Source organism: Psychrobacillus sp. NEAU-3TGS (assembly GCF_029955155.1).
Lineage (GTDB): Bacteria > Bacillota > Bacilli > Bacillales_A > Planococcaceae > Psychrobacillus.
Genome location: NZ_JAPNOZ010000012.1, coordinates 538,536 through 550,635 on the forward strand (window position 1 = coordinate 538,536; position 12,100 = coordinate 550,635).

The following is a 12,100-nucleotide window of genomic DNA, read 5'->3' on the forward strand; positions in this document are numbered from 1 at the left end:
CCTAAGAAATATATGTTTCAAATGTTGTATTGTTCGCAATACATTCGACTGCTTTTGCACGATCTTCCATCGTCTGAAAACTAATGACCAAAATACCAAAAACGTCCACACGTGTTTCGACAATTCGAATGTTTGTAATACTAATACGATCTTTCGCTAAATATCCTGTGACTTCTGAAATAACCCCTGGATAGTCAGGTACGTCCACATACAAATCATATACAGTGAACATTGCACCTTGCTCATTAATCGGCAACTCATCTCGCACTTTTTTAGCCGTCCGAAAATAAGTTTCAATATCTTCCGCATCTGATTGTAAAAGTAGGTTTTGCAGTTTTATCATTTCATCGATCCACGCTTGAAGCTGATGACTTAACTCATATCGGTTTTGAAGCGTGATGTCTCTCCACATAATAGGGTTTGACGAAGCGATTCTTGTTAAATCGCGGAAGCCCCCTGCTGCAAGCTGCTTAGTGAACGGAAATTGTTCATTTTCAAAAGCAAGCTGATGTACAAGTGATGCTGCTACTAAATGCGGGAAATGACTTACTACTGCCGTCATATGATCATGCTCCTCTGCACTCACTTGCACAACTTTTGCTTTTGTTACTTCCAACAAGCTCGATAGTCTGTTTACTTTATCTGTGCTCTCATTTGGAAAAGGAGTTAGCAAATAATACGCATTTTCAAATAGATGCGCTCTTGCTGCTTCTACCCCACTTTTATGTGAACCAGCCATAGGGTGTCCACCGATAAAAGTGATGCCTTGCTCTTTTAAAGTTTTAGCAGCTTTCATGATTTCATTTTTTGTACTACCAGTATCTGTTACAATGACCTGTTCTTTTAGTGGCCAACCTGCCAACTCGTTCATCAAGCGAATGGTTTCATTTACAGGAGTTGCGAATATAATGATATCTGCAAACGCTGCAGCGTCTTTCATATAAACTGCCATCTCATCGATGACACCAATCCTTTTCGCTGTTCGAAGTGCATGCGTGTTGGCGTCATAACCAATAATTTTTACATCGTTATTTCTTTTTAAACCAAGCGCTAGTGATCCGCCTATTAAACCAAGTCCTATGATGAAAACCGTTTGTTTCATTATAAAATGCCTTCCTCGTGTAAAACTTCGTCTAATTTTTGCAATAACTCTGCGTTTTGCTCTTCCGTTCCAATCGTAATTCGAAGATATCCAGGTTTCCCAAGCGCATTTCCGCTACGAACGATAAATCCACGTTTCATCAATCCTTGGAACACAGCATCACTATCTGCCTTCACTTCCATGAATATAAAGTTTGTATGAGAAGGATAAAAATGGAGATTGCGTTCTGCACAGTATGCTTCATATTGTGCTTTACCAGCATTATTTTTTTCTCTACACGATTCGATAAATGCTTGGTCCTCTAACCCGATGATTGCGACTTCTTGACTTAATACGGTGTTATTAAATGGCTCGCGTGTTGGCTCTAATTGACTAATTACTTCTTCCGAACCAATTGCATAACCTACTCGGAAACTAGCTAAGCCGTAAGCTTTAGAGAAAGTGCGCATGATTAATACATTAGGGTGTTTGTCTAGTAATTGAATAGAGTCTTCATATGTTTCATCTGTTATGTATTCTGTATAAGCTTCGTCCAGCACGATTAATACATCATTCGGTACTTTTTCTACAAATGCTTTAATTTTATCGCTAGCAATAAGTGTTCCTGTTGGATTATTCGGATTACAAATCCATACAATAGCGGTATTTTCATCCACTGTCTCCGCCATTTTATCTAAATCATGCTCTCCATTTTCAAGTAAAGGAACCGTTCTAACTTCTGCTCCTTCTACAATCGCATTATGCTTGTATTGGCCAAATGTTAGATCTGCAACTACTGTATTTAGGCCTGGTTGTAGTAACGCTCTTGAAACGATTAAAATATTTTCATCTGAGCCATTTCCAAATAGTAATTGCTTTTCTGAAACGTTTAGATACTCTGCAACAGCCGTGCGTAATTTAGATGCATAACCATCCGGATAAATAGCGTAGTTGATATCAGCACTATCTAAGTATGCCTTAACTTTAGAAGATGCTCCGTATGGATTTTCATTCGATGCAAGTTTCGTTACCTTACTTAAGTTAAACATTTTTTTTACTTCATCTGTTGTTTTTCCCGGTTGGTATGCTTGTAATCCAGCAATTTGTTTTTTGAATTTCATCACATAGGTCCTCGTTTCTATAAGTTATTTCACTAGGTCTGGTCTTAATGCAACTGCATGGTTTAAATAGATATGCTCGATATCTTGTTGTTTTTTTTCAGTGTTTATATGCATTAAAAGCCTAACGCATTTTTCTAGCGCATTTGGTACATCCATTTCATGTGTGCACATTACTGGTACATAGGTCCATCCTTCTAGGCTTCTCACTGCTCTCGCAGGAAATGCGGATGTTATGTCTGTCGTCGTTGAAATAATGACCGATGCAATATCCTCGGGCTGTACATCATTTGCTTTAGCCATTTCTTGTACAAGACGGCTTGTTTCTAGCAATACTTCTTCATTTGAATCGGCTGTTACCGTTGTTGCACCTCTAACTCCCCTGATCATCTAATCACTCCTTGATCCACTTTCTCAGCTGCTCGTCGCAATGTTGTACATCGCTCATCGAAATTACTTGTACAAAAGGCTCTCCAATTACTTGAAGCAATGCAAAATGGAGCTCTCCATTCGTTGTTTTCTTATCCTTTAACATAAACCCTGCTAATTGCTCAAACGAACATTCAAGTACATGCTGAAAATTGTATCCTAGTCTAGTAGCAAGCTCATATACTGTTTTGGCATAGCCTGCTTCTACATTCCCGTGCATTTCGCTCAACATTAAAGCGGGAATCATACCAATCATCACTGCTTCACCATGTGTAATTTTACCGTACCCAACAGTTGCTTCGATCGCATGTCCATATGTATGACCAAAATTTAAATATTTGCGGTACGATTGTTCTTTTTCATCGAGTTCCACAATACGCGCTTTGACACGAATCCCTTTTTCTAGCCATTGTAATAATGTTTCATTGTCGATAGATTCGATATTAGGTAATGCAAAAAACTCATCCACCCACTCAGCATCGCTAATTAGTGCATGTTTAATCACTTCTGCGAGTCCCGAACGAACTTCTGCTTCTGGTAAAGTAGCTAGAAAATGAAAATCGTAAATGACCGCTTGTGGCTGATAAAAAGCACCGATCATATTCTTGCCATTCGGATGATTAATGGCTGTCTTTCCACCAACCGCACTATCATGCGCTAAAATAGTTGTAGGTATTTGATAAAATGGAATGCCGCGCATAAAAGTAGCCGCAACAAATCCCGTTAAATCTCCTACTGCTCCTCCACCTAACGCGAACAGCGCCGAGTTCCTCGAACAATTTTCTTGTAGTAAAAATGTTTGCACATCAAAATATGCCTCGAAATTTTTACACGCTTCTCCATTTGGCACAATATAAACTTTAAATGGGAATGAAAAATGCTTGCGAACATATTGTTCATGTAGACTCCAAACATGCTCGTCCGTAATAATCACTAACTGATCGGCTTTTTCTAAAGCAGCCTTATACCGTATACAAAAATCTTTTAATATATTTTCTCCTAAATGCACTTCATATGAAGCATCGGTTGTTTTTACCGGGATATTCACGACTTAAAACCCCTTTGTATAAGCTCGATGTCTTTCTATTTCCGCTTTTAATGAATCCATTTTATCGCCATTGAATGTATCTAATACCGCTTGCGCAATTTCCCATGCGATGACTGCTTCCGCAACTACAGACGATGCAGGTACCGCACAGCTATCAGATCTCTCAATACTCGCTTTAAACGGTTCTTTTGTATCTATATCAACGCTTTGTAATGGCTTATAAAGCGTCGGAATAGGTTTCATAACCCCTCTTACGACGATTGGCATTCCTGTCGACATACCGCCCTCTAAACCGCCTAAACGATTCGTATCACGTGTATATCCTTCTTCTTCACTCCAGGAAATCTGATCGTGAACTTGACTACCAAATAAATTCGCCATTTCAAACCCTAATCCAATTTCTACACCCTTAAATGCATTAATACTCATCATAGCCATTGCCAATTTCGCATCTAATTTGCGATCATAATGAACATAGCTTCCGACACCTGCTGGCATTCCTGAGATAATCACCTCTACAACACCACCGATTGTATCACCCGCTTTTTTCGCATTGTCGATTGCTTCCACCATTTTTTCAGAAGCTTCAGAATCCAAACAATAGACAGGATCTGCTTCGACAATTTCACGAATCTCTTCGATCGATTTGCCATTAGCTAATCCTAAGTCCGCTTCGATTCCACCAATTTTCGTTACATGAGCAACGATGGAGATGCCTAATTCGCTTAATAATTGTTTTGCCACTGCTCCTACTGCAACTCGTACAGTCGTTTCACGTGCCGAAGAACGCTCTAACACATTGCGCAAATCACGATGACCGTATTTCATTCCACCAACTAAATCGGCATGTCCTGGACGTGGTCTTGTAATTTGTCGTTTAATATCCTCTGGATCAATATCTTCACTTAATGGTTCAATGCCCATAATATTCGTCCAATGTTTCCAGTCATCGTTGTTTACGACTAGACACACCGGTGATCCTAATGATTTTCCGTGGCGTACACCTGCAGTAATGGCTACTGTATCCTTTTCAATCTGCATTCTTCTTCCACGACCGTGGCCGCCTTGGCGACGTTTCAATTCTTTATTTATCTGTTCACTTGTAATTTCTAATTGGGCTGGTAACCCTTCTATAATTGCTGTAAGTTGTGGTCCATGTGACTCACCTGCTGTTAAATAACGCACAACACTTTCCCCCTTCAACTCGCTAAAGTATTTATATTCCACTATAACATAGAATCTTTCTCAAAGTAAGAAGAAAACTGTCTATTTTTTTAGACAGTTCATTTCTTCCGATAAAAAAACGTGTCTTCCGTTTCAAATCCATAATTCCCTGGATTGAAAATTTGTTCAGTACTACCGACGAATAGAATGCCACCTGGTTTAAGAGAATTACTAAAGTTTTTATATATTTGATCCTTCGCTTCCTCTGTAAAATAAATCATGACGTTGCGACAAATAATTAAATCGAAATTCTTCTCATATGTATCCTTTAATAAATTGTGTTTTTTAAATGTGACAGTCCTTTTTATCGCATCGTCCACTTTATAAAAGGCTGCTTGTTTCTCAAAATATTTCGACTTCACATGAGCTGGAACTTCCGCAAGCGATCGCTCTGGATAAATCCCCACTTTCGCCCTTTGAATGGCATTTTCATCTAAGTCTGTTGCTAGTATAGAGATTTGAGAGAGCGGTTGGTGATGAGATAGCACCATTGCAGTAGTATAGGGCTCTTCTCCAGTTGAACAAGCGGCACTCCATATTTTTAATCGTTTGTTCTCTGCTAATAGTTTAGGAAATATCTTTTGTTCTAGGACATCCCAGCGTTTCGCATTTCGATAAAACTCAGACACATTTATTGTCATTCTATCTAAAAACTCATTCAATAGATTTCTGTCTTTGTCTAATGCTTGAAAGAAATCGACAAAGTTTTTATATCCTTTTTTTCATATAAAGAAGTAAGGCGTCGTTTCATTTGGGCTTCTTTATACGCAGCAAGATCAATTCCCGTTTTTCTTTTAACGGAATCTACAAATTTAATATAATCTGGCAACTGACATCGTTCCTTTCCAAAGACCTATGTATAGTATATCGCAATCAGTCCATTTCGAATATAGAAAAAGACAGACAAATGTGAACACTTGTCTGTCTTTTTAAAATTGGATTTAAGAATTGTCCAGCTGTACCTCCTAGCTTCTCGGGGTCAAATAACCTTCCCTCCATGAAGTCAAAGGGCGACTTCTTGGAGGAAAGAACATTTGCCTGTCGAAGCTGACACAGGCGGCTCCACTTTTCTTTTTAGTTAATCCAGTTGTTAGCGTCTTTAGCGTATGCTACTAATTCTTCTTGTTTGAAGAATAGACCGATTTCGCGTTCAGCGCTTTCTGGTGAGTCAGAACCGTGGATGATGTTTTTACCAACAGTTACTGCGAAATCTCCGCGGATAGTTCCTGGAGCTGATTCTTTAGGATTTGTAGCACCCATCATAAGACGAGCTGTTGAAATAACGTTTTCCCCTTCCCAAACCATAGCGAAAACTGGTCCAGAAGTGATGAATTCTACTAATTCACCAAAGAATGGGCGTTCTTTGTGCTCTCCGTAATGTTGTTCAGCTAATTCAGTTGGGATTTGCATTAATTTTGCTCCAACTAATTGATATCCTTTTTTCTCAAAACGACTTACGATTTCACCGATTAGGTTACGTTGTACGCCATCAGGTTTTACCATTAAAAATGTTTTTTCCATGATTAACACTCCTCAAATAAATATAATAAGCTTAAGTGAAACTTCCATCAGTCGGGGTTCTTTCCCCCTATTTATGGATAGTTGAACCAATCGTGGTTTTACAGGCTGTAAGTTTATGTAGGATCTTACAACTGTTAAACCGGGATAAAATTCTCCACCGTTAAAAATAGTATCACTATGAGCTATCTTTTTCAATTAAAACTTACGCTTACTCATAAACAATGCGATATTTTGCAATGATTTTTTAGCAGAGTTCGCAGGAAGTTGTTTCACTTCATTCAAAGCTTTTTGTAAATATAAATTACTTACTTGTTTTGCCTTCGTAATTCCTTCCGAATTGCGAATTTCTTTTAATAGATTTTGTTGATCGTCGGAAGAAATAGTTCCACTAAACATCGCATGAAGTAATGGAGCTACTGTAGGCTCATTTTTTGCGTAAAGAACTGGTAATGTAATATTCCCTTGTAATAAATCGCTTCCAGCCGGTTTCCCTAATTGCTCATCTGTTGAGACAATATCTAATATATCATCGATAATCTGGAATGACATCCCAACGTAATAACCAAAAAGCTTTAAATGTCTTACCGTTTTAGCATCCGTTCCAGAAGCAATGGCTCCAAGCTCACAACTTGCAGAGATTAAGATAGCGGTTTTGCGCTTTATTCTTCTTAAATAATCTCGCACCGTTTGGTCTAAGAAACGCTTATCTTCCACTTGAATAATCTCTCCGATGCAAAGTTCAATCATGGTGTGAGATAACACTTCATGTGCATATGTATTTTTTACTTCTGTTATGTATTCCATCGCCTTTGCAAAGAGAAAATCGCCTGTATACATAGCGACTCGATTATTCCACTGTGCTTTGACTGTTTCTCTACCTCTTCTTGTTTCTGCATCATCTATTACGTCATCATGCACAAGGGACGCCATATGTATGAGCTCTACTGGCACAGCAACATTTTTAATGGATTCAATCGAATAATTTCCGAACTTCGCTGCAAGTAGAACAAAGACGGGGCGAATTCGTTTTCCTCCAGCGAGAAGTAAATGAAGAGAGGCTTCATTCAATAAGTGAGAGGAAGAATTCACAGCTACTGCTAGCTCTTTTTCTATGACTTCTAAATCCGACTTTAAATCGGAATAAAGTAATTTCAACTTCATCTTATCCACAGATCCAAACCTTCTCCCACTTAAATATCTTTTTTGAAACCAATATGCCTTGCTGCAGCACCGCCACTATATGGTTTACTTGTTACATTCTTCATACCAACTTGTTCAAATAATTTCTTAAGCTCCGCTCTATTCGGAAAGTCTTTCGCTGACTCTTGTAACCAAGAATACTCTTTATAGCTTTTCGCAAATAGTTTACCGAACAGCGGCATTATATAGCGGAAATAAAAACGAAATCCTGCATTGAAAATTTTGGAATCTGGCTGTGATGTTTCTAAACAAACAATCATACCACCAGGTTTTGCCACACGATTCATCTCACTAAGTACTTGCTTGTAATCAGGTACATTTCGAAGACCGAAACCAATTGTGACATAGTCGAATGTGTTGTCCTCAAAAGGTAACTCCATGGCATTGCCTTGTAATAATTCAATTTGAGGAATATGCTTTACTTTTTCTTTTCCGACATTCAACATATTTTGACTGAAATCTAGTCCTTTTACATTGCCAGTCGGTCCAGTTGCATTTGCTAACGCAATCGTCCAGTCGGCAGTACCGCAGCATACATCTAATGCCGAGCTGCCTGGTTTCACTTGCATTGCTTTCATCGTGTCACTACGCCATATTTTATGTTGTTGAAAACTGATCACAGAGTTCATTGAATCATAGTTATCTGATATTTTTTCAAACACTTCATGTACATGTTGCTCTTTTGATTTTCCCACTGTTTAACCTTCTCTCAACTGCGTTTCCAGCGAACATTTCGTTACTCGTTCTACTATTGCATGTTTCACATGTTCTTTTAATAATTCCGAAGAACGAACATCTTGTATTAAACTGTTTTCTATTTTTTTTATCTCCGCCTGAAGCAAGTTTACATTCGATTTCAAAACGGATGACTTATCGATATAAAAAGTAGCTTCCATTCGTTCATAAGCAGCAATCTCTTTTTTCAATGAAGCTAGTAATAACGCTTCTTTCATAAAAAATACATAGTCATGGAAAGAATAGTATTCCATAAATTGTTCAATGGGTTTACTTTCTATCAGTTGAACGGACCCCATCAATTGTTCAAACGTATAATTTTGTTGATCATAGAATCTCGTTTTGTGCTCGGTAATAGAAGCGACACATTCTGACAATTGTCGAATTAAATCTATCTTTTTATCTTTTGCTAGCAACTGATAGTATTTCCCGCTGTAATAGTCTCCTGCCAGCACTTGTAATTGCTGTTCTCTCGACGTTGCATTTTGTTCTTTCACTAAATCATGTGCAGCAAGTGCTGAGAAGATAAGAGAAATGGCGATAACAGAAATTCGTTCTGACTCGTCCCAATCCTCTCCATTGAGTAGTGGTAAAAGTGTAAAAAACAAACGTTCTTCGTCAATGATTGGAGTCCCTGTATAATTTAACAAAGTACTTTGCCGAGTTTGCATGAGAATATCGCTTTTGTATTGATTTACCTGTTGTGTGATCATTGTTTCGTTCATACACTTTACTCCATTTCCCAACCGCGCTTACTTTACTTTAGTGTAGGTCTTTTATTTTTTTGATTCACTTTGAATGACACCGTTTGCAGTGTGAATCGATGCTTTTCCTCTTATTTTCATAGCGGAAGTGTGCTCTGTGAACTGGGCAATCATCACTTCACCAGTATCTAGTTTTTCAGAATGATGGAACTTTGTATCCGTGCCACGAGTAAGTCCAATAACATGCACACCATCTTCTTCTGCTTTTATCACGATAAAATCTGAACTAGACATTATTTATTCTCCTTTACAGAACAATCTTTTTTCATCATACCATATTCTAAAACATTCTCCAAAGCGGTTACTTCATCTGTATGAAAGATAATATTTCGGAGCGTTTAACTTCGTCTGTTTCTAAAATTCCTCTAGCTACTGCTGTTACCGTTTTTGCACCTGGTTTTTTAATGCCACGCATCGTCATACACATATGCTCCGCTTCAATGACAACATATACGCCGTGTGGATTTAGCATTTCCATAATATCTTCTGCAATGCTAGATGTAATTCTTTCTTGGAGCTGTGGTCGTCTTGCCGTTGTTTCTACAGCTCTTGCCAATTTGCTCAAGCCAGTTACCACTCCATCGCGTGGAATATATGCTACATGTGCTTTTCCGTAAAATGGGACGAGGTGATGCTCACACATGGAATAGAACGGAATATCCTTAACTAACACAAGTTCTTCATGATCTTCGTTAAATACCGTTTTAAAGTATTCTTTTGGATCTTGATGCAATCCTTCAAACATTTCTGCGTACATTTTAGAAACTCGCTTTGGTGTTTCAAGCAATCCTTCTCTTTCTGGATCTTCGCCAACAGCCTCTAGAATCATTTTTACTGCTTCTTCTATTTTTTTCAGATCGACATTCGTCATCTGTTAACCCCCTAGACCAAACTATATATACCATTAGCATCTTAGCATACGAATCGAATATAATAAATATTTTTAACTATGTATCGTCGTTATTTCTTTTTTCCCTACGCTATAATTGAAAAGAACGGCTACTATGAAGCAAGCTTCACAATAACCGTTCTATGTACTACAACATCAGTTATTTAACTGCGTCTTTAAGTGCTTTACCTGGTTTAAAAGCAGGCACCTTGCTAGCAGCGATGTCGATTTCTTCACCTGTTTGAGGGTTACGTCCTTTACGTGCTGCACGTTCACGAACCTCAAAGTTACCAAAGCCGATTAATTGAACTTTACCTCCATCTGCAAGAGCAGATTGAATTGATTCAAATACAGCTTCAACAGCTTTAGATGCGTCTTTCTTAGAAAGTTCTGCAGCTTCCGCAACAGCGTTTACTAATTCTGTTTTATTCATACCATTCACCTCCTCTCAAAGGAAGATAGCTTTAACTCTGTAAAAAGAGTATCACAACAGAAATGGCTTCGCAACACTATTTACACGTGTTTAGGGAAGATTCCTCAAAAAAAGGTGATTTTCATAAAATAACAGGACTTTTCGCTTAGTCGCGAAAAGCCCTGTATCATATTTACAGTATGAATGTTACCATTCCTCGGTCGCCTTCGTTTACCATTCGTTCGATTGTTTGACGCATTCTATTCTTCGCAACTGCCGAAACGCTTTCTGTTTTGTAACGCAAACTCTCTTTCATCACTTCGACTAAAGAGGTGCCAAAAACTTGTGTTTGCCATAATGCATCTCGGTCGTGCAAATACCCATGCTTTAAATCTTTTAATAATTGCTGACTATGGAACTCTGAGCCGATAAGCGGAGCAAATTCTGCCTCCATATCGACACGAATTATGTGTAGGGAAGCTGCTTTTGCCTTTAAACTAACCCCGTAGAAATTATTTTGTTTAATAATTTCTGGTGCAGAAGGCTGAAAATCTTGAATGGTCGGAAGAGATACCCCGTATCCATGGGTTTTAGCTGCTTCCAGCGCATCTGAAAATTTATTGTATGCTTTTTTCGCCGTAGATGCATCTTTGACAAATAAAAGCCAGTCTTTTTTAGATTGAATTGGTTCTTCTAACCACTCATCACACACTTCTTGGAACACTTCAGGCTTTAATCCAATTTGAATACAAGCCGATCCTCTTCCTGGATTTGCTTCTACTACTTCCGCCGATTGTATAAACGGAACTTGTTTGAATCGCGTAGCAAGCTCTTTTACATCCTTCATTTTAGACACAATTTGTAACCATTCATGTAAGGATGAAGTGATGGCATTGTTCACAAAATGATCCGGTTCCAGTACATCTGTCCAATCGGGCTTCACAACCTCGATATCGGTGATCGGAAATTCATAAAGTGCTTGTTGGAGTATGTACTGAATTTCCTCCGCGGTCATTCGGTCCACAGCCACTGCTATTACAGGCACTTCATGTTTTTTCTGTAGTTCTTCACTCAGGTGAATGGTATCAATATGACCAGGGGTTTTGCTATTTAAGACAATAACAAATGGTTTACCAATTTCTTTTAACTGGGAAATTATTTGCTCTTCTGCTTCTTCCGCTGCTTTTCGCGGAATATTATTTACTGTACCATCTGTAGTTACAACAATACCAATCGTTGAATGATCACGGATTACTTTGTCTGTACCAATTCGTGCCGCTTCTTCAAATGGAATTGCTTCACTATGCCAAGGAGTATGCACTAATTTCTGTCCATCTTCCCCCGAACCCGTGTTGATCCCATCAATCATGTAGCCGACACAGTCCACTAACCGAATCTGTAGTCGTAATTGGTCTTCTCCAAGATGAATATTCGTTCCATGTGCTGGGACAAATTTAGGTTCTGCGGTCATAATTACATTGCCTGGAGAACTTTGCGGAAGCTCATCTTGCGCTCGTATTCTTTCGGATTCTTCTTGGATGTTCGGTATGACTACGAGCTCCATTACACGTTTGACAAAAGTAGATTTCCCTACCCTAACTGGACCTACAACACCAATATACACATCTCCATTAGTTCGCTCTGCTATTTGTTCATAAAGTTGATTTGACATGGATAGT

At 38.5% G+C, this 12,100-nt stretch carries 13 protein-coding genes and 1 pseudogene; all 14 read right to left on the reverse strand.

Annotated features, from left to right (window positions below; genetic code table 11):
- Position 1: 1 nt before the first annotated feature.
- Positions 2-1,102, reverse strand: coding sequence for a prephenate dehydrogenase (locus tag OR571_RS19010; RefSeq protein ID WP_282245128.1), 1,101 nt, complete (start codon positions 1,100-1,102; stop codon positions 2-4).
- Positions 1,102-2,202: a histidinol-phosphate transaminase gene (gene hisC / locus OR571_RS19015; protein WP_282245130.1), complete on the reverse strand. Its 1,101-nt coding sequence runs from the start codon at positions 2,200-2,202 to the stop codon at positions 1,102-1,104. The genes OR571_RS19010 and hisC overlap by 1 nt, the downstream gene beginning before the upstream one ends.
- Positions 2,203-2,226: 24 nt before the next feature.
- Positions 2,227-2,589, reverse strand: coding sequence for a chorismate mutase (gene aroH / locus OR571_RS19020; RefSeq protein WP_282245132.1), 363 nt, complete (start codon positions 2,587-2,589; stop codon positions 2,227-2,229).
- 4 nt (positions 2,590-2,593) lie between these two features.
- Positions 2,594-3,676, reverse strand: coding sequence for a 3-dehydroquinate synthase (gene aroB / locus OR571_RS19025; RefSeq protein ID WP_282245134.1), 1,083 nt, complete (start codon positions 3,674-3,676; stop codon positions 2,594-2,596).
- A gap of 3 nt (positions 3,677-3,679) precedes the next feature.
- Positions 3,680-4,861 (reverse strand): chorismate synthase, encoded by a 1,182-nt coding sequence (aroC, locus tag OR571_RS19030; protein ID WP_282245135.1) that lies wholly within the window; start codon positions 4,859-4,861, stop codon positions 3,680-3,682.
- Positions 4,862-4,959: 98 nt separating this feature from the next.
- Positions 4,960-5,729: pseudogene (locus OR571_RS19035) on the reverse strand (CheR family methyltransferase).
- 245 nt (positions 5,730-5,974) lie between these two features.
- Positions 5,975-6,421: a nucleoside-diphosphate kinase gene (ndk, locus tag OR571_RS19040; protein WP_142537214.1), complete on the reverse strand. Its 447-nt coding sequence runs from the start codon at positions 6,419-6,421 to the stop codon at positions 5,975-5,977.
- A gap of 195 nt (positions 6,422-6,616) precedes the next feature.
- Positions 6,617-7,591: a heptaprenyl diphosphate synthase component II gene (gene hepT, locus OR571_RS19045; protein ID WP_282245140.1), complete on the reverse strand. Its 975-nt coding sequence runs from the start codon at positions 7,589-7,591 to the stop codon at positions 6,617-6,619.
- Between the two features lie 20 nt (positions 7,592-7,611).
- Positions 7,612-8,316 (reverse strand): demethylmenaquinone methyltransferase, encoded by a 705-nt coding sequence (locus OR571_RS19050; protein WP_282245142.1) that lies wholly within the window; start codon positions 8,314-8,316, stop codon positions 7,612-7,614.
- 3 nt (positions 8,317-8,319) lie between these two features.
- Positions 8,320-9,081 carry a heptaprenyl diphosphate synthase component 1 gene (locus OR571_RS19055; RefSeq protein ID WP_282245144.1) on the reverse strand — a complete coding sequence of 254 codons (762 nt, stop codon included), beginning with the start codon at positions 9,079-9,081 and terminating at the stop codon, positions 8,320-8,322.
- Between the two features lie 51 nt (positions 9,082-9,132).
- A complete protein-coding gene (gene mtrB, locus OR571_RS19060) occupies positions 9,133-9,354 on the reverse strand; it encodes a trp RNA-binding attenuation protein MtrB (RefSeq protein ID WP_282245146.1) in 222 nt (73 codons plus the stop codon).
- Between the two features lie 67 nt (positions 9,355-9,421).
- Positions 9,422-9,991, reverse strand: coding sequence for a GTP cyclohydrolase I FolE (folE, locus tag OR571_RS19065; RefSeq protein ID WP_282245148.1), 570 nt, complete (start codon positions 9,989-9,991; stop codon positions 9,422-9,424).
- A gap of 178 nt (positions 9,992-10,169) precedes the next feature.
- Positions 10,170-10,442, reverse strand: a complete 273-nt coding sequence (locus OR571_RS19070; protein WP_282245153.1) for an HU family DNA-binding protein — start codon at positions 10,440-10,442, stop codon at positions 10,170-10,172.
- 172 nt (positions 10,443-10,614) lie between these two features.
- Positions 10,615-12,093 (reverse strand): stage IV sporulation protein A, encoded by a 1,479-nt coding sequence (gene spoIVA, locus OR571_RS19075; RefSeq protein ID WP_282245155.1) that lies wholly within the window; start codon positions 12,091-12,093, stop codon positions 10,615-10,617.
- Between the last annotated feature and the right edge of the window lie 7 nt (positions 12,094-12,100).